The sequence below is a fragment of the Allohoeflea poritis genome (genome assembly GCF_027889715.1).
In the GTDB taxonomy this organism is placed as follows: domain Bacteria; phylum Pseudomonadota; class Alphaproteobacteria; order Rhizobiales; family Rhizobiaceae; genus Hoeflea_A; species Hoeflea_A poritis.
Map to the genome: position 1 here is coordinate 1 of NZ_JAPJZH010000031.1, position 23017 is coordinate 23017.

General features: G+C 59.7%; 19 protein-coding genes and 2 pseudogenes. 6 read left to right on the forward strand and 15 right to left on the reverse strand.

Going from position 1 to position 23017, the window contains the following annotated elements:
• Positions 1-253: 253 nt before the first annotated feature.
• The 3 genes from OOZ53_RS25600 to OOZ53_RS25610 are packed head-to-tail and all read right to left on the reverse strand — an operon-like array spanning position 254 to position 3326.
• Positions 254-1579, reverse strand: coding sequence for an aspartate aminotransferase family protein (locus OOZ53_RS25600; protein WP_271092633.1), 1326 nt, complete (start codon positions 1577-1579; stop codon positions 254-256).
• Positions 1576-1899, reverse strand: coding sequence for a ferredoxin FdxA (gene fdxA, locus OOZ53_RS25605; RefSeq protein ID WP_271092634.1), 324 nt, complete (start codon positions 1897-1899; stop codon positions 1576-1578). Before fdxA ends, OOZ53_RS25600 begins: the two co-directional genes overlap by 4 nt.
• Positions 1896-3326 (reverse strand): hypothetical protein, encoded by a 1431-nt coding sequence (locus tag OOZ53_RS25610; protein WP_271092635.1) that lies wholly within the window; start codon positions 3324-3326, stop codon positions 1896-1898. Before OOZ53_RS25610 ends, fdxA begins: the two co-directional genes overlap by 4 nt.
• A 224-nt stretch (positions 3327-3550) precedes the next feature.
• Between OOZ53_RS25610 and OOZ53_RS25615 the strand changes: the two genes are divergently transcribed.
• The 4 genes from OOZ53_RS25615 to OOZ53_RS25630 all read left to right on the forward strand — a co-directional run bounded on the left by OOZ53_RS25615 (position 3551) and on the right by OOZ53_RS25630 (position 7612).
• Entirely contained in the window at positions 3551-4423 is an 873-nt protein-coding gene (locus tag OOZ53_RS25615) for a LysR family transcriptional regulator (RefSeq protein ID WP_271092636.1), read from the forward strand.
• Between the two features lie 252 nt (positions 4424-4675).
• Positions 4676-5650, forward strand: a complete 975-nt coding sequence (dctP, locus tag OOZ53_RS25620; RefSeq protein ID WP_271092637.1) for a TRAP transporter substrate-binding protein DctP — start codon at positions 4676-4678, stop codon at positions 5648-5650.
• A gap of 127 nt (positions 5651-5777) precedes the next feature.
• Positions 5778-6299: a TRAP transporter small permease gene (locus OOZ53_RS25625; RefSeq protein WP_271092638.1), complete on the forward strand. Its 522-nt coding sequence runs from the start codon at positions 5778-5780 to the stop codon at positions 6297-6299.
• Positions 6299-7612, forward strand: a complete 1314-nt coding sequence (locus OOZ53_RS25630; RefSeq protein WP_271092639.1) for a TRAP transporter large permease — start codon at positions 6299-6301, stop codon at positions 7610-7612. The genes OOZ53_RS25625 and OOZ53_RS25630 overlap by 1 nt, the downstream gene beginning before the upstream one ends.
• Positions 7613-7638: 26 nt before the next feature.
• Here the strand turns inward: OOZ53_RS25630 and cofH are convergent, their stop codons facing one another.
• Genes cofH through OOZ53_RS25685 form a run of 11 tightly spaced genes read right to left on the reverse strand, consistent with a single transcriptional unit; the run spans position 7639 to position 20806 of the window.
• Positions 7639-10002 carry a 5-amino-6-(D-ribitylamino)uracil--L-tyrosine 4-hydroxyphenyl transferase CofH gene (gene cofH / locus OOZ53_RS25635; RefSeq protein WP_271092640.1) on the reverse strand — a complete coding sequence of 788 codons (2364 nt, stop codon included), beginning with the start codon at positions 10000-10002 and terminating at the stop codon, positions 7639-7641.
• Positions 9999-10664: a 2-phospho-L-lactate guanylyltransferase gene (gene cofC, locus OOZ53_RS25640; protein WP_271092641.1), complete on the reverse strand. Its 666-nt coding sequence runs from the start codon at positions 10662-10664 to the stop codon at positions 9999-10001. Before cofC ends, cofH begins: the two co-directional genes overlap by 4 nt.
• Positions 10661-11623, reverse strand: a complete 963-nt coding sequence (gene cofD, locus OOZ53_RS25645; protein ID WP_271092642.1) for a 2-phospho-L-lactate transferase — start codon at positions 11621-11623, stop codon at positions 10661-10663. Before cofD ends, cofC begins: the two co-directional genes overlap by 4 nt.
• Positions 11620-12399: a coenzyme F420-0:L-glutamate ligase gene (gene cofE / locus OOZ53_RS25650; protein ID WP_271092643.1), complete on the reverse strand. Its 780-nt coding sequence runs from the start codon at positions 12397-12399 to the stop codon at positions 11620-11622. The genes cofD and cofE overlap by 4 nt, the downstream gene beginning before the upstream one ends.
• 6 nt (positions 12400-12405) lie before the next feature.
• Positions 12406-13080, reverse strand: a complete 675-nt coding sequence (gene npdG, locus OOZ53_RS25655) for an NADPH-dependent F420 reductase (RefSeq protein ID WP_271092644.1) — start codon at positions 13078-13080, stop codon at positions 12406-12408.
• A 29-nt stretch (positions 13081-13109) separates the two neighbouring features.
• Positions 13110-13538 (reverse strand): PaaI family thioesterase, encoded by a 429-nt coding sequence (locus OOZ53_RS25660; protein ID WP_271092645.1) that lies wholly within the window; start codon positions 13536-13538, stop codon positions 13110-13112.
• Complete coding sequence (locus OOZ53_RS25665; protein WP_271092646.1) at positions 13535-14479, reverse strand: LLM class flavin-dependent oxidoreductase; 945 nt, start codon at positions 14477-14479, stop codon at positions 13535-13537. The genes OOZ53_RS25660 and OOZ53_RS25665 overlap by 4 nt, the downstream gene beginning before the upstream one ends.
• A 29-nt stretch (positions 14480-14508) precedes the next feature.
• Complete coding sequence (locus OOZ53_RS25670) at positions 14509-16011, reverse strand: class I adenylate-forming enzyme family protein (RefSeq protein WP_271092647.1); 1503 nt, start codon at positions 16009-16011, stop codon at positions 14509-14511.
• 9 nt (positions 16012-16020) lie between these two features.
• Positions 16021-16998, reverse strand: coding sequence for a TIGR03617 family F420-dependent LLM class oxidoreductase (locus OOZ53_RS25675; protein WP_271092648.1), 978 nt, complete (start codon positions 16996-16998; stop codon positions 16021-16023).
• A gap of 41 nt (positions 16999-17039) precedes the next feature.
• Positions 17040-18737, reverse strand: coding sequence for a hydantoinase B/oxoprolinase family protein (locus OOZ53_RS25680; protein WP_271092650.1), 1698 nt, complete (start codon positions 18735-18737; stop codon positions 17040-17042).
• Positions 18734-20806, reverse strand: coding sequence for a hydantoinase/oxoprolinase family protein (locus OOZ53_RS25685; protein WP_271092651.1), 2073 nt, complete (start codon positions 20804-20806; stop codon positions 18734-18736). Before OOZ53_RS25685 ends, OOZ53_RS25680 begins: the two co-directional genes overlap by 4 nt.
• Before the next feature lie 307 nt (positions 20807-21113).
• On the opposite strand from OOZ53_RS25685, the gene OOZ53_RS25690 reads away from it, so the two are divergent.
• Positions 21114-21614, forward strand: a complete 501-nt coding sequence (locus tag OOZ53_RS25690; RefSeq protein ID WP_271092652.1) for a MarR family winged helix-turn-helix transcriptional regulator — start codon at positions 21114-21116, stop codon at positions 21612-21614.
• Here OOZ53_RS25690 and OOZ53_RS25695 read toward each other — a convergent pair.
• Positions 21560-22473, reverse strand: a pseudogene (locus tag OOZ53_RS25695) (DDE-type integrase/transposase/recombinase). The gene OOZ53_RS25690 and the pseudogene OOZ53_RS25695 overlap by 55 nt on opposite strands.
• A 77-nt stretch (positions 22474-22550) precedes the next feature.
• Between OOZ53_RS25695 and OOZ53_RS25700 the strand changes: the two are divergent.
• Positions 22551-22852: pseudogene (locus tag OOZ53_RS25700) on the forward strand (integrase core domain-containing protein); the annotation flags it as partial.
• Positions 22853-23017: the final 165 nt, after the last annotated feature.

Genomic DNA, 23017 nt, shown 5'->3' on the forward strand with positions numbered 1-23017 from the left:
GTGGAGCGGCTCGAGAACGAGATGCGAAAAATCATGCGCAGAAACCAAGTGCCGCATGAGGCATATAGAAGGATCGGTCTATAGTCTCGACGATTTCGCGCTTCACTGAGGTTCGGACGAGCTCTCTGGCGCGGATGTACAAAAGCCGGTCGGTGCGGACCGCACTGAAGTCTTGAGTTTTCCACGCGTACTTTGAGGCAATCGGCGTTACTGAGGGCAGATTGAGGGACGATTGCGATTGAAGCAACCGACATCAATCCTCCAAAAGCGGTCTGATCGATACGAGGGAGCCATGCACCGCCGAGCACAGGCGGTCTATCTCATCACGGCCCATCGGGGTCGACAGAGCCGCCGAACCGGTATGGATCAGCATCACTCCGCGATCGTAGAGAGCTGCGATCAGGGCGCCCATCGCCTTCTTTTCCTTCGCCGAAGGATAGGCCTCTCGGTAATTGCGGGGGGGCTTGTCCTTCAGGTGCAGGCGCAACAGTGAACCGGCACCGCAAACGCAGGCGGGCACATCGGCAGCGCGAATTGCCTCGGCGATTGAAATGCGGGCGTAATCTCCCAGCCTGTTCAGCTGTGCGACGCTTTCAGGACCAAACAGGGACATGGCCACGAACCCCGCCGTCATGGTCACGGGATTGGCCGAGAATGTGCCGGCAAGCGGCAGGCGCAGGCCTTTCTCGCCCTGTGCAAACACGGCCATGACTTCATCGCGTCCTGCCAATGCACCGACCGGAAAGCCGCCGCCGATCATCTTGCCCAGGGATGTAAGGTCAGGTCGGACACCGAGGTCTTCCTGGACGCCGCCATAGCCGTTTCGGAATGTGATGACCTCGTCGAACATCAGCAATGCGCCGTTTCTGTCGGCCCAATGCCGCATGGCTTTCGTGAACGTGCGCGAAACCGGCATCATGCCGATGCGGTGCGGAACCGGATCAACGAGAATACAGGCGATCTCGTGCCTGTGCGCGTCCAGAATGGCAATCGCCTTTTCGGCATCGTTGAACGGCAGCACCACCATGTTATCGGTGACCGCGGGCGGTGTACCCTCGGCCAGCGGCACGGCAACGGGATGGTCGGCTTCTCCCCAATCCTCCGGCCGTGAACCCTGGCTGACTTCAGCAAAGTCATAAGTGCCGTGATAGCTTCCCTCGACCTTGGCGATCTTCGGCCGACCGGTATAGGCGCGCGCTGCCTTCATGCCGGCCATGACGGCCTCCGTCCCGGAGTTGACGAAGCGGATCTTCTCAAAGGCCGCTGAACGGGAACACAGGTGTTCTGCGAACCGCACTTCGGCTTCCGTCGCCATTGTAAAGGCGGTGCCGCGCTGCAACTGATCGGTGACGGCCCGGACGATCGGTCCGTAGGCGTGACCGTGTATATGGGCGGCAACGTTGTTGGCAAAATCGATATATTCACGACCATCGACGTCAACGACCTTGCATCCCTTGCCGTGACGAACGTAACGCAACGGGCCGTCGTAAAGCAGCGTATTGCGGCTGACACCACCTGGCAGGACTTTTTTTGCGCGCTCGATCAGCATGGCGCCTGTCGCGCCCGAAATTGCGGTCATCGCTCCAGATACTCCAATTTGCCCGGCTGGCCATCCCAGCTGGCTGCGTCCGGCAGCGGGTCTTTCTTCAAGGCAATATTGTCCCACAGCGCGGCAAGCTCGGCATTAAGCTTGGCGAACTGCATCTGGTCCGGCGCCAGATCACTGTCGCTCACGATCGCATTTGCCGGACAGGCCGGCTCGCAATCGGCACAGTCGATGCATTCGTCCGGGTGGATGACAAGGAAATTCGGCCCCTCGTAAAAACAGTCGACCGGGCAGACTTCGACACAGTCCGTGTATTTGCAGCGAATGCAGTTTTCGGTAACGATAAAAGTCATGCCGCCCGGTCCAGGCCTTTGAGACCGATGCCGTACATCGAATAGAGCTCGGCCTCGTCAAAGAGCACCCGGTCGACATAGCCGCTGAACCAGATGGCTTCCGGATTGCGGCCGACAATGGTCACCTTGCAGCGATCCGGGGCGTCCGCCGCCGAGCGCAACAGCTTGAAGATGAGGACGCCGTTTTCCGCGCCTGGCAGACCGGGTATCGGCTCATTCGTGACGGCGGCGACTTCGGTCTTGCCCTTATAGTGGGTGATCGAAAGCCGCGCATGCGCCTCGACACCCGAAAGGCCCTTTTGCGATTCATTGAGGATCGCCCATGCCTCTTCGATCGGGACATTGAAAGCCTTGTGGCCGACAATATCGCGGCCGCAGAAAAAATAGTGGTTCTCCACGCCGTTGCGTTTGAGTTCGCGCTGCATGATGCGAAGCGCGTCGGGATCGTTGTTGATACCCTTGATGATCGGCGCCTGGTTGTCGACGTTGATCCAGTTTCGCTGTCGCAGCCGGCGGACGGCCCGCCTGGTGTTGTCCAGCCATTGCAGGCTGCCATTTTCGTTTTCGATATAGGTGCCGTTGGCCGCCTTTTTCAGGAACTCGTCCGGATGGTTGAAATGCACCATGATGCGCAGGTTCGTTTCCGGATAGGTTTCGTGGAAGCGGTCCAGCATATCGAGGAATGCGTCGTCGAATCGGTCGGGGAAAAACGCCAGCTCCTTGGTGCCGATGCGGATGGATTCGATGCCCGCCTCGGCGAGGGCCGCGAGCCAGGCCGCAATGTTCCTGTTGCCGAGGACCATCGGGTCGCCGCCAGACATCAGGATTTCGCGCAATTTCTCGCGGCCCGTTTCGGGGTGCCTGCCGCCGTTTTCGGCAACAAGCCGATTGTGCTCCCTGATATAGGGGATGAGTTCGCCGATCTGGGCAAGGCCCTTCGGAGCGACGGTCCCGTCCGGACGGGTCACTTCCTTTTTGGCGATCAGTTCCTCGCGATAGCAGAACCGGCAGTGGGCAGAGCAGGTCGACGCGACATAGATGAGACCAAGCTCGTATTTGTGGATCAGGCCCTCGACCGGGCTGTAATCCATCTGCTTGCCGGGATCCTCGGCGCCATCGAGGTCAACCGTTTCCTTGGGGCTGGCCTTGATCAGAACCTGCATCGGAAGGCTGTTCCTTGCCTGCTCGAAATAGTGGCGGGTGATCTTGACCGGCATGCGCTTTTGCACGTCGCGGTCGGAATCTTCCAGTGCCGCCAGAGCGTCGAGTTCGCTTCGGGAATAGAAGGACTTCATATCGTCCGGGACATCCCCGGAGAGGAACTTCTTGATGCCGGTAATGATCTCGCGGTTGTACCTGGCATTTTGGACCTGATCCAGAAATCCCTGTTCCCGTGCCGACGGAACGTATCTTGCAAGAATAGTCATATTACCAAAAGTCCTCAATTTTGCTGATTATGGTCAGCGGCCTCAGTGAGCAGGTCTTGCGCCGGGATTGCGTGTTATGTCAGAAAATCCCTATATTTTGGCGAAACTTGCTATTTTCATGTAGAAACGTCAAAGCTCACGGGCAAAAACTCAAGCGATTTATCATCATTTGAAAGTTACTTTTGGTAATGAATGATCTCTATCAAAGAAGGTTGCTGCCAAGTATGAGCATGCTGCTTGCATTCGACAGCGCCGCCAGAACGGGCGGTTTTACCGCTGCGGCTGAAGAGCTCAATCTGACGCAAGGCGCGATCAGCCGGCAGGTGCGGGCACTCGAGGACCAGCTTGACGTCAAACTGTTTCGCAGGACCCACAGGAAGATCACCCTGACGGATGCAGGACGCGCCTATGCACGTGAAATCCATCTGGCGCTCAAACGGATCCAGACAGCGTCTCTTTGCATCAAGACGAATCCGCGCGCAGGCCTTTTGAACATCGCCATATTGCCGACATTCGGAACCCGCTGGCTGATGCCGCGCTTTCCGTCATTTCTGGAAGAGAATCCGGAAATCACTGTCAATTTCGTAACCAAGCTGTCACAATTCGATTTTGGCGAGGAGGGACTCCACGCGGCGATTCATTTCGGCCTACCCGACTGGCCTGACGCAATCGCCACATTCCTGATGCACGATGAGTTGGTTCCGGTCGCATCGCCGCAATATCTCGATCGGAGAGACATTGCCCAGGCGAGTGATCTTGCAAACGAGCCGCTGCTGCACCTGACAAGCCGCGCGCAGGCCTGGTCGGACTGGCTGGTGGCGAGTGGTGTTTCGACCGCTAAAGGGCAGGGGCTGTTGTTCGAGCAGTTTTCAACCGCCGCTCAGGCCGCCGCCGCGGGGCTGGGCGTGGCCCTTTTGCCAAAGTTTTTGATCCGCAACGAAATCGAGCGAGGGGAACTACGGGTAATCTTCGACAAATCCGTTCCCACCAGATCTGCCTATTACCTGATGTTGCCCTCAGAGAGCATCAACTACGCCCCCGCAATTGCTTTCCGAGACTGGCTCAAGGTCACGATTGAAGCCGATCTTCCGGCATAAATGATGGCGTCGTGACCAGAATTGCAGATGGCCTAGCCAAGCGCCGAATTCATCGGGCGGGCGCTGCCTCGACTCCAGCCTTTCAATTACACCAAGGCGGCGAAAAACGGAAATTACTCAATGATTTCAATAGTTGACAAAATAGGTAGTATACTACATAATATTCATCACAACGCCGGAAAATCTGGCGGTCGACCGGATCGAAAGGCAACGGGAACAGTTGCGATCTCAACGGCAAATTGGAGGAACCAAATGAAAAAGCTTCTTGAAGTATTGGCCGCCGCAACGGTCGGATTGGCGTTATCGACGGCCGCGTCGATGGCGACGGACATGAAGATGCTCACCGCGTGGGGGCCCAATCACTCCGGCACGGCCAATATGGCCTACGGCTATATCACGCTGGTGGAGGAGATGACCGGCGGCGAGGTGTCGATCAAGCCGAGCGGGCCGGAAGTCGTTCCCGGCGGCAAGCAGTTGCAGCCGGTTTCATCCGGTGTGTTCGATCTCATCTATACGCATGGCCTGTATCACACGGGCACGACCGGCATCGGCGCGGCCATTGATGCCGTGAACGGCGACATCGAAAAACGGCGCATGAGCGGTGTATGGGACTGGGTCGACAAGCATTACCAGGAAACGCAGAATCTGAAGGTTCTTTCGATCCCGACGGCCACAACCGGTTTCCGGTTTTTCCTGAAGGACGAGATGGACCCGAACAAGAAGCTGGACGGCATGAAGATCCGTGCGCTTCCGTCCTACAATAAGATCGTCGGCTCCCTCGGCGGTACCGCCGTCGTCATTCCCTTCGGTGAGCTCTACTCTGCCGCCGAGAAGGGTGTCATCGACGGGTTGGTCTGGCCAACGGTCGGCGCGGTTGGCTTCAAGTTTCACGAGGTCACGCCCTATCTCGCGGAACCTGCCTTCGGCACGGTTTCCTATCTGATCATGATGAATCTCGACAAATGGAACGCACTGGACGCGGATACGCAAAAAGCCATGCTCGAGGCCGGTCACAAGCTCGAGCAGGATACCGTCGGCGTCTTCAACAAGCTGCTTGAAGAAGAAAACGCCATGATGGTTGAGGGCGGCGCCAAGACAACCAGCATCGGCTACTCGCTTGAAGAGGCAAACAAACTGTTCGCCGACCGCGCTATGGAAGTTGCGATTGAAAAATCCGGTGCGACCGGAGAAGCCTTCCGCGATTTTGTCGCCTCGAAGGGCATGTAGGTCCACTCCCAGGACGGTTCCGCCGCGGTTTCCGCGGCGGATTTTTTTGGAATTGGACTTGTTTTCTGCGGACGCGATTGGTTGAAACAGGGGCCTCTCTTATCAGGGCGACGGGACCGCTTGCGCGATGAACAGTGTTCTTGCCAGGATCTATAAAGTCCATGACGGGCTTACCCGGGCAGCGGCGGTATTGGCCGCGATCGGGCTGATCTGCATCGTTGCCTCCTATGTCTACGAGGTTGTTACACGCTATTTCTTCAATGCCCCAACCGCCTGGGTCAGCGACTTTGTTTCCTATGCGCTCTGCGCGTCGATCTTCCTGGCCCTGCCGAAAGTCACCATGGACAAGGGACATGTCGCGGTGACAATCCTGGTCGAAGTTGTGCCGGAGGCGCTGGCGGACGCAATGCACACCTGCATCAATCTGATCGGCTTTTGTTGCCTTGGCTTTGCGGCCTATGTCAGCCTCCAGGAAAACATCCGCCAGTACAGCAAGGGCATTGAAACGCTGGCGATTGTCCCGGTTCCACAGTGGTGGATATCCAGCTTCATTACGTTTGGCCTCGCCTTGAGCTCAATTTATTTCCTGCGCTACGCGCCGGCATCGCAGCGGGTCCGTGGTGATGTCATGACCGAAAGACCGGGCTGATGGAATGGTACGTCACCCTTCTTGCCGGTGTGGCGATCCTGTTCGCACTGTTTTTGTCCGGCGCGCCGATTTTCCTGGCCTTTCTGTTCGCGATATTGACGGGTATCTATTTCATCATCGGACCGGCCGGATATCCGATGTTCGCCAACAGCATCCTGGATACGGCCTCTATCACGTCTCTGGCTTCCATCCCGTTGTTTATCCTGATGGGCGAGCTTCTGTTCCGGTCCGGCACGATGGACGTGCTGTTCGATTCCATCGACAAGCTTGTCGGTCGCGTGCGCGGCCGCCAATATGTACTCGTCGTGGTCCTGTCCGCCGTTTTTGGTGCGTTGTCGGGTGTCGCCATGGCCGTCGCCGCCATGCTCGGTCGGGCGATCATGCCTGGCATGCAAGCGCGCGGTTACGACCGTGATATCGCGGCCGGCCTGATTGTCAGCGGCGCCAGTCTGGCCCCGATCATTCCACCCAGCCTGTTGGCGATCATTGTCGGATCGATTGCCGACGTATCGATAGCCAAGCTGTTGATCGCCGGCGTTATGCCGGGATTGCTGCTCGGGGGCATATTTCTCGTCTATGTGTTTGTGCGCATCGCCATGAACGCGAACCTGGCGCCTGCCAATGTGACCTCCGAACGGGGGGAGATATCCCTTGGAGAGCAGGCGATCGCACTGATACGCATCCTGCCTTTTGCGATCGTGATCTTTTCCGTCATGGGTTTTATCATGCTGGGCATAGCAACGCCGTCTGAATCGGCGGCAACCGGTGTGCTCGGCGCACTGATTACCGCAGCCATCTACCGCAATCTCAATCTCAAGATGATCTGGGAATCGGTGATGGCGTCGATCACCGTATCGGCAATGATCCTGGCCATCATGGTCATGTCGAAGATGTTCACGCAATTGCTGGCCTTCACCGGCGCAACCAGCGAGCTCGTGCAACTGGTGGCCAATCTCGGCTTCAGCCCGATCGTCATGCTGGTCATAATGCTGGCGGTGCCGTTTGTGTTGTGCATGTTCATCGACACCATCGCCGTGATCCTGCTGACCATCCCGATCTACCAGCCGGTGGTCACAAGCCTCGGCTTCGACCCCGTCTGGTTCTGGCTGCTGTTCCTGATCAACATCACGCTTGGCGCGATCACGCCGCCCTTCGGCTACACGTTGTTTGCCTTCAAGGCGGTGGTTCCGGAGATGACAATCAGCGATGTTTACAAGGCGACCTGGCCGTTCGTGATGCTGTTTCTGCTGGGGATCGCCGTCATCATAGCGTTCCCCGGCGTCGCAACATGGTTGCCCGGCCTGACCGGATAGTCGCTATCAAAAACAAATTGGCAGGTTCAGACTGCCGCCGCTCCGGTGAAAGACACTCGTCGACGGTCAGCCGATGCATTTCCGTATAGCGTTGTGCGTTGACGGGACGGCCGGCCCAGACCCGCCAACAGCGCCTCCATCGTTTCGGGCGTCATTTCCTGGCCGTGATCGGCACCGGCGGAACGGGTGATCGTTTCGTTCATCAGCGTCCCGCCTATGTCATTGACGCCGGCGGAAAGGCAGGCGGCAAGACCTTCCGGACCGAGCTTGACCCATGATGCCTGGATATTGGTGATATGCGGGTTCAGCGTCAGGCGCGCCACCGCGTGCATCAGAAGTGCTTCGCGCCAGGTCGGGCCTTTGCGGCTGGCACCCTTGAGGTAGATCGGCGCCTCCATGTGCACGAAGGGCAGGGGCACGAACTCGCTGAAGCCGCCCGTTCGCCGCTGTTGTTCGCGCAAACGCAGCAGATGACGCGCCCAGTTCACCGGCCGGTCGATATGGCCAAACATGATTGTCGAAGTGGTTTTCAGCCCAAGCCGGTGGGCGGTGTCGACAACATCGAACCATTGATCCGTGTTGATCTTGTCGGGGCAAAGCCCGTTGCGCACGTCGTCATCGAGTATTTCAGCGGCTGTTCCGGGCAGGCTGCCAAGGCCTGCCTCGATCAACTGGCCGAGAAATTCGGCGATCGGGATTCCAAGCGTTTGCGCGCCCTGATGGATCTCGAGCGGCGAGAAGGCATGGACATGGATGTCCGGCACCTCCGACTTGATCGCTTTCAGGATGTCGAGATAGGTCTGGCCGGTATAGTTCGGATGAATGCCGCCCTGCAGGCACACCTCGACCGCGCCGCGGTCCCACGCCTCTTTTGCGCGTCTGGTGATCTCCTCGAGGCTGAGATCGTAGGGACGTCCGCGCAGGTTCTCGCTTGTCTTGCCCTTTGAGAAGGCGCAGAACCGGCACTTGAAGTAGCAGATATTCGTGTAGTTGATGTTGCGCGTGACCACATAGCTGACGCTATCGCCGCATACGCGACGGCGCAGCGTATCGGCGGCCCGGGCGACCTCCGGAATCTCGCCGTCGCGGACGGCAAACAGGCGCTCTATCTCACGCAACCGCAGATCGCCGCCATCCACGGCGCGTTCAAGGATGCGGCCGAGCGCACGGTCCTTTATGAAGCCCGGCGTGGTCGGCTTCTTCGGCAAAACCTGACCCGCGACGCCCGGAAACCAGCCATCGGTTCGCGCCAGGCCGTCGGCGTCGATTGCGCCCAGGACCGGCGTGCGCATACGGGCATCAAGCCAGCGATCGCCTTGGTGCGCGAACCGCGGATACACGCCCAGGCGCTCAACCAGGATCTTGCCGGCGGACGCCGTGTCGCCCGCGAGGGTTTCAAGATGCGGCCAGGGCGCTTCCGGATTGACGTGATCTGGCGTGACCGGTGACACGCCGCCCCAGTCGTTCAGACCGCTGGCGACCAGCTGGTGCGCGGCTCCCCTTGAAAGGTTAGGGGGCGCCTGGATCGACATTTCAGGCCCGAAAATCAGGCGGGCAACGGCAATCGTCCACTGAAGATCGGCAAGATCCGGCTCCGGAGCACCAGCCATGCGGGTGCCCGGCTTGGCGCGGAAGTTCTGAATGATGATTTCCTGAATATGGCCGTGTCGATCGTGCAGCCGGCGAAGGGCAAGCAGACTTTCAATGCGCTCCCGGCGGGTTTCGCCGATGCCGATCAGAATGCCGCTGGTAAATGGTACCTTCTGCCGACCGGCCTCCTCGATGGTTGCCAGACGCAGGGCCGGATCCTTGTCGGGCGAGCCGTGGTGACAACGGCCTTTTTCCGTCAGGCGCGATGACACATTTTCCAGCATGATGCCCATCGAGACCGAAACCTGCCGCAGCGAGGCGATTTCGTTGGCACTCATGATGCCGGGGTTCAGGTGCGGCAATAAACCGGTCTCGTTGAAGACCAGTTCGGCCATTGCGCGCAAATATTCGAGCGTGCTGCCATAGCCAAGTTCATCCAGCGCGCGGCGCGCCGCCGCATACCGCAGCTCCGGCTTGTCGCCGAGTGTAAACAGGGCTTCCTTGCACCCGGCCTGTTTGCCCTGCGCGGCGATTTCCACAACCTCTTGCGGGCTGAGATAGGCGGAGGCCAGCTTCCTGGGCGCCTTTGCAAAGGTGCAGTAGTGGCAGACGTCGCGGCACAGTTGGGTCAGCGGTATGAATACCTTGCGCGAATAGCTGACCAGCCGTCCGTGGCCGGCATCGCGCAGGGCCACGGCACGGGCGAGCAGGATGTCCTGCGGCTGATCAAGCAGCGCCAGAGCGTCCGCGCCGGACAGGCGCTGCACCTTTGCGTCATATTGAATGGTCATCGTGTTCATGCCGCACCCCTCTCGATCAGATGGCTTGATACCGAGCCGCGCGGCATGCCGAAAAAAGCGTGTATTGAACAGCCCACCGACCGTATCGCCAGGTCATGGAGATCAGCCGGTATGTCAATGTCTAGCGCCATGCCGGGGGCTTCCAGGATCTGCGGCTGAACGCCGGCTTTTTGCGATGCCCGCCTGTACCGGGAAAAACTGTTTGCACCGAAGGCCGGGCGAACAAGGTCCTTTCGGGATAGGAAAAGACCGTTTGTGCCCTGCAGATCACGCGCTGCGGCCAGGCGGATGTGCGGTTTGTCTGAAGATGTCGGGGCGATCAGCGCGGCGATCTCGGAAACACGCGCCAGCGGGATGTCGCCAGGCAGCACGGCGACATCGCGCCGGGCCTGGGACGCCTCCAATCCAAGCAGGACAGCCTCGTTATAGCCGGTCGCCTTTGGTTCGCAGACCGGACATGCGTCATGCTTGCGGGCAATATCGAATACCGCGTCGTCGCTGGCGACTATCCAGATTTTGCCGTGGTCGAGCAAGCTGATGGTGGCGAGAAGATCCTCCAGCATCGCAAGCACCAATGCGGCCCGCTCCGATGGCGTAAGAATCGAAGCGAGGCGCTGCTTGGCGAATGTCAGGCTCTTGATCGGAATGATGATCTCGGTCATCGCTTTATCCCTCCACGCAGCCGGGCGGCAAAGTCGACGGTTCTGCCGGCCAGCTCGACCCGGTCGTTCAGATCGCTCATGACGGTTTGCGCCACCTCGACGGGCACGCCAATGTCGGTGATTTCGCGCATGTGGTGCGCGTCCTTCTCGTCGATGATCAGCCCGTCAATGAAACCCCGATAATGCCGCGCGATTTCGACGGCGGAAGCCGGAACCCCGAGTTCTGCCATCATCTTGGCGGCAGGGCCCTTGAGCGCCTGACCGCCGACGATCGGCGACACGGCGACGATGGGTGCGCCGCAGTCGCGCAGGGCTGTGCGCATTCCAGGCACCGCCAGGATCGGCTCGACACTCACAAAGGGGTTTGACGGTGCGATTACAATTACGGCCGGCTGGTCTTCGAGAGCGGATATCAACGCCGGATTTGGCCGTGCCTTTTCAATGCCCTCAAACGCGAAGCCCGTGACTTGCGGCGCGCATCGCTCGCGAACGAAGTAATGCTGGAATTCAAGCGGGCCGTCAGCCGTCTCCACGACGGTTGCGACTGGCTGGTCGCACATCGGTACGATCGACACGCGAATACCCAGGACGCCGGCGATATGATTCGTGACGCCGCTCAGGCTTTCGCCACTTTTCAGCCGGTCCGTCCGCAAAACGTGTAATGCGAGGTCGCGGTCGCCGAGGTTGAACCAGTCGGCTCCGCCGAGTTCGCGCACCGCGTCCATGAAATTCCAGCTCTCATCGGTGCGGCCCCAACCGTGTTCCCTGTCGGCCAGATCCGATAACGTATAGATCACCGTATCGGTATCGGGGCAGATGCGCAGGCCGAAATGATCGAAGTCGTCACCGGTATTGGTAACGACAAGCAATCGCTCGGCGGGCAGGGCGTGGGACAGGCCAAGTACCAGTTTCGCGCCGCCGACGCCGCCGGAAAGGGCTATCACGCGCTCTACACTCATCGAAACAGATCCTCCGATATGTCACGGATCAAGTCCGCCGCGGGCCGGGAAGGGGCGTTTTCGTTGGCGCCGAACTCCAGACCGCGGATCAGCGCGATCGGACGCCCTTCCGCTCCTTGACCCTGAACCAGCGAGGCGGCGGCAGCCAACTCGTCCGCGACGGCCTGCTGACTGACCTGCAATTCGCGTCCGAACATGTCCTTTTCGCCGCGCCGGTCCCACAAGCTTGGCAGACCCGCCGCACCGAGCGCGACCCCGGTTGTGCCAAGCCGCCATGGCCGGCCAAAACTGTCATTGATCAGCACGCCGACTTCCTTCCGGGTGCGGACATAAAGCTGCTCGCACAGGTCTTCGCATGACTTGTCCGGGTCGAGGGGAAGCAGCAGGACATTATCCTCGCCGTCCGAGGAGGCGACATTGGACGCGTCAATGCCTGCATTGGCCATGATCCAGCCGCGAAGGTGCTCGGTGATGAGTACGCCCGGAACCCGGCGCAAGACGGATTTGCTCTCGGCCAGAATGGCTTCAACCAGACGCGGATCCTTGTCCGTGGCGTGGGCGATTTCCTCCGCCCGCTTGCTTGGCAAAACAGTGTTGAGGTCCAGCAACCGGCCTTCCGATTTGGAAACGATCTTTTGCGCCAGAACCAGGACATCACCGTTTTCGACCGTCAGGTCATTGTCCGCCAGGGCATCGACGATGATCGTTGCCAGATCGTCTCCGGGGCCGATCATCGGGACCTTGTCGAGTGCCTTGATGGTCAATGCCGTTGTCATGCCGTGTCAGCTTTCAGCCGGCGCCGGATCGCCCGTGATGCGAATGCCGGCTCCCGGTATCTTGTATTGGCCGTTGATGAAAATCAGCGCCGAAGTCAACGCTTCCGCGATGGCGGAATTGTCGATCCGCCCGGCATGCCAGGCCTTCATTCCGGCATCGTTCGCAAGTGAGATGACTTGATTGCGCGCCGCGGGATCGTTGCCGCACACCAGCACATCGCAGTCAATGGCGTGATCCAGGTCAGCCAGATGGGCTGCCGCGACATTCTGAAATGCCGAGACAACGCGCACATTCTCTCCCAGCGCCTTCTGCACAGCCTTTGCGACGGAGCCGCCCTCGGGAAGCTGCACCGTGCGGACCTTTGGCGGCATCAGCGGCACGGTGACGTCGATAAGGAGTTTGCCGTCAAGGTGGCGGCGAATGGTGTCCAGTGTCGCCGCGTGGCTGGCATAGGGCACCGTCACCGCAATAATGTCGCCTTTTGCCGCCGCGGCCTCATTTTCGAGGCCGGTGATATCGGCTCCCGCCTTGGCAGACAGCTCTTTGGCAATTTCGCTCGCACGTGCGCCGTCGCGCGATCCAATCGTCACCGCATGGCCAGCCCGTGCCCAGCGCAATGCCAATCCGGCACCCAGTGCGCCGGTGCCGCCGATAATGGAAATATTGGATTTGTCGGTCACGGTTCAGTCCTCCAAACCGGTTTCAGATTTCAGGTGTTCTGCGGCGGCCTGACGGCGTAGCAGGCGCGTCCGACCGCAACTAGGGTTCCGTCATCGTCGTGAACATCGACATCGACGAAACCGGCGGTGCGCCCCGAACGGCGCACCGTCGCACGTGCGGTCAGGTCGGTTTTGTGTGCCAGCCGCAAAAAATCGGTGCTGAAATTGAGCGTCAGCATCGGGCCGGCGGCAACAAGCATCAGCGCATAACAGCCGGCAATGTCGACGAGAGAGGCGATGACCCCGCCATGCCATTGGTCGGTGTCAGGCTGACGCTCGAATTCCGGACGCCAGTAAACCTTGAGGAGCAGGGATGGCTCGTCATTGTCGACGGCCAGCACCTGCGGTCGGAACATCTGATGGTAGAGCGAGCGGCCGAGATGTTCCTGGATATCCGATATGGTGAGTTGATGGCTCATGTCGCAATCCGGTTGGCGGTCATTTCCTGCAGCTGCGGCAGGATTTCCGCGGCGCATTTGTTGACATAGTCCATGCGCTCTTCCGGCGGCATGACCAGCGCGATGACGATATGGTTTGCGCCGGCCTGTACGTATTGGCCAAGCTGTTCGACGATCCGGTCGGAGGGACCGTAGGCACAGTATTTGTCCACGATCTTTTCGAACGGCATGTTGAAGCGGAAGCTCAGTTGCTCGATCGCCCTGTTGCGGGCTTCCTGCACATCGTCGTGCATGCTGACATACATGAAGCTGGTGAAGGCGAAGTCATCGGCAAGCGGACGCTTGTATTCTTCGGCAAAGCCTTTGATCTTGTCGACCGATTCAGCCAGCAGGTCGGGTGTGTACATATAGGGTTGCCAGCCATCCCCGAGGCGCGCCGCGCGCCGCATCGCCGGATCGCTCCTGCCGCATACCCACAAAGGCGGGCCGCCTTTCTGATAGGGCGGCGGCAGCATGTCGACGTCTTCCAGCTTGAAGATGTCGCCATCATAGCTGAAGCGCTCGCCGCTCCAGTATTTGCGCATGATCTCAATGCCTTCATTGGCGCGCTTTCCACGTTCCTTCATCGAGACGCCGCAGGCCTGGAACTCGCGTGGATAGTCACCGCCGATGCCGACCGAAGCGACAAGCCGGCCCTTCGAGAGGATGTCCAGGGAGATCAGTTCCTTCGCCATGATCGTCGGATGGCGCAGTGGCAGGATCAGGGTCGAAGGGATCAGCTTGATCTTTGTCGTCACCGCCGCCGCATGGGCGAGCACCGTGACGACATCCAGGATCGGGCGAAAGAAAACCATATGCTCGCCCGTCGTCAGGAAATCGTAACCCGCGTCCTCAACCCCGGTGAGCTGCTCCGGTTCCCAGACATCGCCGTCGACGTGAAACCCGACCTGAACTCTTGCCATTGTTGTCTCCCGTATCGCTTGCCAGCCCGTCAGGCAGACTTCTGTTGCTCGATTTGTTGCTGGACGAGGATTTCGAGGTCGTCCCGCCGCACCTTGCCGATGGCAGTCAGTGGAATTGTGTCGATCTGCATCATGAATTCGGGCCACTTGGCCTTGTCCAGGCCAACCTGTTCGCAGTGCAAACGCAGATCGTTCAGCGTTACCGGCGCATCGGCGACGACAACCGCCGCCAGCCGCGAGCCGAGCCTTTCATCCGGGTAGCCGACGATGGAGATATCGGACACCGCCGGGTGCCCAAGGAGCACGTTTTCGATCTCCAGCGGAGAAATGTTCTCACCGCCCCGCAGAATGATGTCCCGGGCCCGGCCGATCATCCTGATGTAGCCGTCCGGCCGCTGCACGGCGGCGTCGCCCGTCGCATACCAGCCGTCCGGCCTCAGCCGGCCGCCGGGGTCGCCACTCCAGTAGCCCTTCATCATCTGCGGCGGGCAGTGCAGTTCGAGTTCTCCATCGACGACCCGCGTGGTCGTGCCGGGCAGAGCGGTGCCATCGGTCTCCAGACGGTGTTCCAGGGCCGCATCAAGGGGAACGGCGGTGACGGCGCCGGCTTCGGAAGTGCCGAAATAGGACCAGATCTGGCAATGCGGCAGTGCCTCGAGGCCCCGCTTGACCAGCGGCCGCGGCACCGGGGCTCCGGCGGAGGGAAAGAAGCGCAATGTCTTGATGCGCTCGGTGCCGTTTTCCTCCGCCCAGGCGACCATGTCCATGAGGAAAGGGGTGGGAGCGACCGTAAATGCGCAGCCATATCGTTCGATCAGGTCCACCGCGGTTTCAATGCGCCAACGGGGCACCAGAACCATGACCGAATCCAGCATCAACGACATGCGCACGCCGAAGAGCAATGCGACGGCATGGCCGACCGGCGATGAAACGAGGATCGGGTCGTCTGCGGTCAGGCCGAAGTGCTGCGCGAAGACCTCCGTCTGGCGTTCGAGGGTCGCCGCCGTGTGCATCGCTGCTTTCGGCGTACCGGTCGTACCGGAGGTGCAGGCCAGCCAGACAATGTCTTCCGGTGCGCGGTGGATCGGCTTTTCCGGGCCGATCGGCGCATCCTCGTCGGGGCGAAAGCGCCGGTCGCCCAACTGGTCGAAGAGCGGATTGTCGCCGACCAGGTGCTCGGTCAGTATCACGCAGCTGGCATCGAGAATGCCGGCAAGTTCGGTGATGCTGGTGCCGGCCGCCCACGGCAGGTTGACGAGTACCGCGCCGCACAGGCGAATGGCCAGATAGTCGACAACGAACTCGATGGAATTGGGTCGTGCGACAATCACCCGGCTGCCCGGTGTCACGCCCTGTGCGATCAGCTGCCCGGCACGGGCTCTAGAAAGGGCAATGAGTTCGCCGACCGAAACCTGTCTGTCGGGTTCGGCAACGGCCAGCGCACCTGGGTCGCGGCGGCAAAGTCGCGCCCATTCCTCGGCGATGTAGTCCGGTTCAACCGCTGTATCATCGATGTGCGTATCTGTGGTCATGCCGCGCCGCTAGATTTCTTTGATTTCGGTAATCAGCTTGCTGACCTGTTCGTCGGACAGTCCTTCGAACCAGGTCTCGTCGATCTGGATCCGATCGACCTTTCCGCCATAACGTTTCTTCAACGCGCCTGGGAGCGCATCCGGCTTGGCGATCACCGCATAGGCTTCGAGCATTTCGTCGGTTACGAGGTTGCCCATTTCCTCCCACTTGTTCTCGCGGGTCATGGCCGCGAAATCTTCCTGGCTGACGGTCCAGCCATGCATCGACAGCATTTCCTTGTATTCCGGCGTCGAGGCATAAAGCGCCACGCGCTCCTTCAGCCCCTGGACCACCTTGTCTATGCCGGCATCGGACGTGGCGCAGCCGATGAAGCCGTAACCGCCGAGTTCGAGGTCTTTCAGCTTTCGGCCCGATCGTTCCAGGCCGATCTCGAGGTTCGGCAGCATGACCTCCTCGTGCCATTTCCAGGTGATCGGATCTCCGGGAAGATGGCCATCGGCGAGGTCGCCGCACAGACGGCACATGAATTTGTTGATGGCGGCCAGATGTATTTCCGGAAACCCGGATTCCAGCGGTCCGGGATTGTAGTAGGGGATCATCAGATTGTGCTTGTAGTAGACCCCGTCATAATCGAGCTTGGTGCCGTTTTGCCAGCAGTCCCAGATCGCGCGCAGCGCGTTGATGTAGTCTTTCATGCGTCTGACCGGCGGCTGGAAATCCATGCCGAAGCGGCGGGTCAGATGCGCCTTGATCTGGGAGCCGATGCCGAGCTGAAACCGGCCGCCCGACAATTCGTTCAGCGACCAGGCGTCATAGGCCGTCGCCATCGGGCTGCGCGGAAAGGCGACAAACACGCCGGACATCATCTTGACCTTTTCGGTCACGATCGCACCGGCGGCGGCCGAAAGCGTTGGGGGAACGGTGAGTTCCAAAAGGGTGGTGCCGTCATAGCCGAGCCGCTCCGCGCGGGCGATTTCATCGGGCATTGCGGAAAGCTTCTTTGGCCGAACCATGGAGTAAACGCGCATCAGACGACCTTTCGCTTTGCGGTTTCGGAGTAGTGGCGCTCGATAAATGAGGCTGAGTACTTGCCGCTTTTCAGGTCACGGTCGACAGCCTCGGATGTCCGCTCCAGCGGGTGGCCGTAGCCACCGGCGCCGGGTGTTTCGATGACGATCCGGGTTTTGGTGGTGACGTTGACTTCACCGGGCTTGTCGTCAAGGCGCCGCTCGCCTTGCTCGTCGCGAATGAGGAATCGCCCCGATCCGCCGGGCTCGCCGCCGAAAAGCCCCCAGGGCTGGTAGCGGAAACGCTCGCCGGCGCCGTTGAACACGCAGCTATGCTCGACAGGTGTCACCACCCGGCGCAAACCCATGCCGCCACGGTGCTTGCCCGCGCCTCCGGAATTTTCCACGAGGCTGTATTCCTCGACCCGCAGCGGATATTCCTGCTCGATGGATTCCACCGGCAGGTTGGACGTGTTGGTAATGCCGACCTGTACGCCGTCCTTGCCGTCTTTCGTTGCCCGCGCGCCCATACCGCCGCCGAGCGTTTCCAGATACAGATACGGGCTGCCGGTGCGCGGATCGACGCCAGAAAAAACCGCCGTCGTGTTGGCGCCGTTCGCTGCGGCGATCACCTTGTCGGGCAAAGCCTGGGCGAGGGCGCCGAGGACAACGTCAATGGCGCGCTGGCAGGCATGTGCCCGGGCCGCCACGGGCGCGGGAAAGAGCGAGTTCAGCAACGTGCCGGGTTCCGCCTTGATGTCCACGACATCGAGCACGCCCTGATTGCTGGGCAACTCGGAATCGAGCACCGCGATCAGTGCATAGCAGACACTCGCCTGTACCGCGTTCATCGTGGTGTTGATATTGCCGTCCACCTGCGGACTTGTTCCGGCAAAATCGAGATGGATCCGGTCTCCATCGACCGTCAGGGCAAGACAGATCGGAATGTCGTAAGTCGCGATGCCATCGCCGTCCATGAAATCCTCGAACCGGTATGTTCCGTCCGGAATCTCGGCTATCGCCGCCCGCATGCGCCGGGCGGTCCGGCTGATGATCTCGTCAAAGGCCGAAAGCACATTATTGAGACCGTGCACGCCTATCACTTCATGGAACCGTCGTGCACCCAGATTGCAGGATGCGATCTGGGCATTGTGATCGCCGCGCCGCTCCTCGGGCACCCGGACGTTCAAGAGCAGGATATCCATAATGTCGGTCTGCAGGACACCTTTGCGGAAGAGCTTGACGACCGGAATGCGCAATCCTTCCTGATAGATTTCGGACATACCGCCGGCCATCGACCCCGGAACCATGCCGCCGATATCGGCGTGGTGAGCGATGTTGCAGACGAAGGCGACGAGTTCGCCCTCGACGAAAATCGGCTTTGCGTAGTTGATGTCGGGCAGATGCGTGCCACCGGCCGTGTGCGGGTCGTTGGCGACGAAGATGTCGCCGTCCTCGATGTCGTCGCCGAACTTCTCAAGCACGCTGCGCATCAGGCCGCCCATCGACGCGATGTGGATGGGCAATGTCAGCGCCGCCTGCACAACCAGCCGGCCGTTCTTGTCGACAATCGCAATGGAGTGATCCTTGCGCTCCTTGATGTTGGTCGAATAGGCCGACCGCATCAGGGCGACAAAGCACTCATCGGCAATCGATCGCAGGCCGTTGGCGATAATCTCGAGTCGAATGGGATCAAGGGTCGGGGTTTCGGTGCTCATGCATCCGTCTCCGCATTGATTTTGATGATCAGGTGCCCGTCCGGTGTCACCTCTGCCCGGTCACCGGGATAGACCGGTGTCGTTGTATCGAGTTGCTCGATGATCGCGGGGCCGGTGATGGTTTGTCCCGGCAGCAGCTCGGCGCGGGCGAAAACACGCGTCACAACGGCGGTGTCGGCGGCAAAATAAACCTGCCGCTCATCCCGCGGAACCGGTTCGCCCGGATTGTCTTCGACAGCCGGCGCCGAAGCTTCCCGATAAAGTCTGGCGCTTGCCGAAAGGCGCACATTGACGATTTCGACGGGATCGGTCGGGCTGGCATAGCCATAGGCCGTCTCATGCGCTTCGCAGAATTTTGCATGCAGCTGCTCGGCGTCAGGCAGCATTTCGCAGGATATTGTCGCGCCACGGGCAACAGGAACCGCAAGCTCGAAGTTCTGGCCCACATAGCGCGCATCGACAACAAGCTCCATCTGGCGCCCGTCATGCGGCGTATTTTCATCCTCAAACCATTGGGCGGCACGCGATTGCAGCGCGTCGGCGGTCGAGGACAGGATCGCGATTCCGGCATCGTCGAGGCCAATTCGCCGGCTGGCGACAAAATCTTCCTTGAGGTCGGACACCAGCAGACCCTGCGCACACACAATGCCGGGAGCGGAAGGAACCACCATTTCCGACATGCCGAGGCTGAGGGCGACGTCACGGGCGTGCAGGGGACCCGCGCCGCCGAACGGCATGAGAACAAAGTCGCGGGGATCATAGCCGCGTTCAACGGAGATCGTGCGGATGGTACGCACCATGTTGGCCACGACAATACCAAGCACGCCGTGCGCGGTGCGTTCCGGCGAAAAGCCCAGCCTGTCGGCAATCGGCTGATACGCAGCTCTGGAAAGATCCGGATCAAGTCCCATGTCGCCGTCAAGAAGGCCGCGTGATGACAGCCGGCCGAGAATCAGATTTGCATCCGTCACGGTCGGTTGCTCGCCGCCACGGCCGTAACAGACCGGCCCTGGGTCCGCGCCGGCGCTGATCGGCCCGACCTTGAGCAGACCGTCGCGATCAAACCAGGCAACCGAGCCGCCGCCGGCTCCGACCGTTTCCACATCGACGCAGGGCATGCGGATCGGAAAGCCGGCGACGTCGCGGTCAAAGGCGAGGTCGACCTTGTAGTCGCGGATAAGGGCCACATCGGCACTGGTGCCGCCCATGTCGAGGGTGATGATGTTCTTGCGGCCGGTCTGCCGCGCCGCGTGGGCTGCGCCGATCGCGCCGGCTGCGGGTCCTGAAAGGGCGGTGCGTACGGGAAATTCGCGGGCGCGCTGCGGAGACATCAACCCTCCGCTCGACTGATTGATGCCGAGGGTTGCACTGGGCGCGCTTTCGGAAACGCCGTTTTCGAGTGTCTGCAGATATTCCCACATGACTGGCTGCAGGTAGGCATTCAGGACCGTCGTCGAGAGACGCTCATATTCGCGAAACTCCGGCTGCACCTCGGACGACAGTGAAATGGCGATGTTCGGCGCGCGTTCGCGCAGGGCCGCCGCGACCTGTTGTTCGTGCTGCGGGTTGCGAAATGCAAAGAGGAAGCCGATTGCGCAGGATTCCACACCGGCGGCGACGGCTTCGTCGACTGCCGCATTGATCTCGTCGATTTCAGGCTTCCGCACGATACCGCCGTCGGCACCGATGCGCTCGGGCAGTTCGATACGATGTTCGCGCTCGACCAGCGGTGCCGGATGATCCTTTTGCAGGTCATACATGTGCGGTCGGGTCTGGCGCCCGATTTCAAGCAGATCCCGAAAGCCCTGCGTTGTTATCAGTGCAACGGGGCTGCCGGTTCGCTGGATAAGCGCATTGGTGCCGACCGTGGTTCCGTGGGACAGGCGGACGATGCTGCCGAGTTCGATGTCGTGCCGCTCGCACAGCGCAACGAGGCCGTTGAGAATGGCCTGTGCGGGGTTTGCCGGCGTTGACGGAGTCTTGCCGACATGGAAGATGCCTGCCTCGTCATTGGCCGCATAGAAGTCGGTGAAAGTTCCACCGACGTCGACACCGATTGTCCAACCCATACAGCTGTCTCCCGCAAGAATAATGAGTCCCGAAACGCCTGATCAGGCTGCTCGAATTGTTAATAGGTAGTATACTACGTAATTTATGCGAGTCAACGATCTAACAGGGATTGGCGAATGGATGACTTTCAGGCTTTCAGGCCATGTGCCGTATCCGTCGATCCTTGAAGCAGGCACTGAATAGGCTCGGTCAATTGCCGGTTTGCGCGCATTGCTTCAACATGCATTGCGCTTTTAATACAGACCAAAATTGGCTAATCAGCGTTCAGCCGATCAATGTCATCCGATCCACGGACCATATATTATTATGAACGAGACAAAACCGAAACGACGCGATTTCACCAGCCTGTGGGACAGGCCCGGCTTTCTGATCCGGCGGCTGCACCAGATCCACGTCGCTTTGTTTTTGGAAGAATGCAGCGAATTCAATATCACGCCTTTGCAGTTTGCCGTTCTCACCGTGCTTTACGACCGCGAGACGCTTGATCAGGTGACCATCGCCAACCAGATCGGTGCCGACCGCAACACGGTCGCCGATGTCATACGCCGGCTCGAACGACGCGGCCTGTTGGAGCGGCCGGCAAGCGTCGTGGACAAACGCGCGAAACTGGCTCGGATAACGGATGAAGGTCACGCATTCGTGGAGGCGGTTCAGCCTAAAATGATCGATGCCCAGCGCCAACTCACTGTGCCTCTGGATCGCGAAGAGTATGAGGTCCTGATGAAGCTTATGCGCAAACTGATCCTCGAAAACTACGATGCGAGCCGCGCCCCCATGCGGCCCGGCGTGCTGCAAGCCGATGGGTAGGTGTTCAGTCCCGGCATTTGATGGATTGGATAGATGCTGAATCGATCCGGTTCCGAAATCCATTTTTCCGGCGCGATTGGTAGTGATCGTCGCGGTGGAAGCGTTTGACAGTCGCGTCCTTTATGGTTCGGTTCATCCGCTTCACCTGTCCGTTCGTCCACGGATGATTGATCTTGGTGAGCCTGTGCCCGATCCTGTTCTCGTGGCAGACCTGATCGGAGATGTGGTGCAACGGGTATTTATGGCGGGCGTGGTTTGTAAATTGGATGCCATTGTCCGCTAGCACCGTGTGGATGGCATAAGGCACTGCGGCAATCAGGTTACGCAGGAATTGAGCCGCGACCATCTTGCCCACTTTCTCATGCAGTTCGGCATAGGCGAACTTGGATGTCCGGTCGATGGCAATGAAGAGATAGAGCTTGCCCTCGGCGGTTCGCAGCTCGGCAATGTCGATATGGAAATAGCCAACGGGATAGCACTTGAAGCGCTTCTTTGCCGGCCTGTCGCCGGCAACGCCCGGCAGGCGGTTGATGCCATTACGCTGTAGGCAGCGATGGAGAGACGAGCGTGTGAGATGCGGGATCGATGGCTGCAGAGCGTAGAGACAATCATCGAGCGGCAGCAGCGTATGCTGACGGAAGGCACGATAATGGTCTCCTCATATTCACTGAGAACGGTCGAACGTGGGGTCCTTGGCCTTGTTTTGATCTTCGACCTTTGCCCGCTTGCGCCATTTCTGAACCGTCTTCGGGTTGATCCCGTAGGTCAGGCTTAACGCCGAGATCGAAGCTTTCGATCGCTGTATTGCCGCTCGGATGGCGTGCGTCGTCGTGGCGCTGCCATGAAATATCTGTCCCATAATGCCTCCTTCCATTGCAAAGAAAAGATCGCATCATCAAATCCTGGCATCAAACATCTAGGTCCAATAACTGATACTTCGAGTATGCCTGTGTCCAACACAATATCGAGCACCGGCTTACAAAGCCAAACCATCCCTGGACAAATGGTCAGGTGGAGCGGATGAAACGGGCACTGAATGAGGCAACCGTCAGACGCTACTATTGCGAAACAAACAACCAGCTGAGAGCCCATCTCAGTGCGTTTGTGGAGCCTACAACTATGCAAGGCGATTAATAACCCTAAAGGGACTAACCCCATTTGAGTTCATCGCCAAGTGCTGGGCTGATGAACCGGATCGGTTTACAAGATCACCATTCCACCACTCCGTGGGACTGAACGTCTGGTCGCTGAACGCTTGTATCACGGCGACTTCATTCGCTCCGTTTGAGGCCATCATCCGGTTTTGCTTTCCGGGTCGGAGGCAATCCGATCCTTCTATATGCCTCATGCGGCACTTGGTTTCTGCGCATGATTTTTCGCATCTCGTTCTCGAGCCGCTCCAC

Excerpts from the sequence above, each read along its gene's own strand:
- OOZ53_RS25690 (WP_271092652.1), top strand. The coding sequence starts at position 21,114 with ATGAACGAGACAAAACCGAAACGACGCGATTTCACCAGCCTGTGGGAC.
- cofE (WP_271092643.1), bottom strand. The coding sequence starts at position 12,399 with ATGACAACGGCATTGACCATCAAGGCACTCGACAAGGTCCCGATGATC.
- OOZ53_RS25615 (WP_271092636.1), top strand. The coding sequence starts at position 3,551 with ATGAGCATGCTGCTTGCATTCGACAGCGCCGCCAGAACGGGCGGTTTT.
- OOZ53_RS25660 (WP_271092645.1), bottom strand. The coding sequence starts at position 13,538 with ATGAGCCATCAACTCACCATATCGGATATCCAGGAACATCTCGGCCGC.
- OOZ53_RS25625 (WP_271092638.1), top strand. The coding sequence starts at position 5,778 with ATGAACAGTGTTCTTGCCAGGATCTATAAAGTCCATGACGGGCTTACC.
- OOZ53_RS25665 (WP_271092646.1), bottom strand. The coding sequence starts at position 14,479 with ATGGCAAGAGTTCAGGTCGGGTTTCACGTCGACGGCGATGTCTGGGAA.
- fdxA (WP_271092634.1), bottom strand. The coding sequence starts at position 1,899 with ATGACTTTTATCGTTACCGAAAACTGCATTCGCTGCAAATACACGGAC.
- OOZ53_RS25680 (WP_271092650.1), bottom strand. The coding sequence starts at position 18,737 with ATGAGCACCGAAACCCCGACCCTTGATCCCATTCGACTCGAGATTATC.
- OOZ53_RS25670 (WP_271092647.1), bottom strand. The coding sequence starts at position 16,011 with ATGACCACAGATACGCACATCGATGATACAGCGGTTGAACCGGACTAC.
- OOZ53_RS25610 (WP_271092635.1), bottom strand. The coding sequence starts at position 3,326 with ATGACTATTCTTGCAAGATACGTTCCGTCGGCACGGGAACAGGGATTT.
- OOZ53_RS25685 (WP_271092651.1), bottom strand. The coding sequence starts at position 20,806 with ATGGGTTGGACAATCGGTGTCGACGTCGGTGGAACTTTCACCGACTTC.
- OOZ53_RS25600 (WP_271092633.1), bottom strand. The coding sequence starts at position 1,579 with ATGACCGCAATTTCGGGCGCGACAGGCGCCATGCTGATCGAGCGCGCA.
- OOZ53_RS25675 (WP_271092648.1), bottom strand. The coding sequence starts at position 16,998 with ATGCCCGATGAAATCGCCCGCGCGGAGCGGCTCGGCTATGACGGCACC.
- cofC (WP_271092641.1), bottom strand. The coding sequence starts at position 10,664 with ATGACCGAGATCATCATTCCGATCAAGAGCCTGACATTCGCCAAGCAG.
- cofH (WP_271092640.1), bottom strand. The coding sequence starts at position 10,002 with ATGAACACGATGACCATTCAATATGACGCAAAGGTGCAGCGCCTGTCC.
- dctP (WP_271092637.1), top strand. The coding sequence starts at position 4,676 with ATGAAAAAGCTTCTTGAAGTATTGGCCGCCGCAACGGTCGGATTGGCG.
- OOZ53_RS25630 (WP_271092639.1), top strand. The coding sequence starts at position 6,299 with ATGGAATGGTACGTCACCCTTCTTGCCGGTGTGGCGATCCTGTTCGCA.
- cofD (WP_271092642.1), bottom strand. The coding sequence starts at position 11,623 with ATGAGTGTAGAGCGCGTGATAGCCCTTTCCGGCGGCGTCGGCGGCGCG.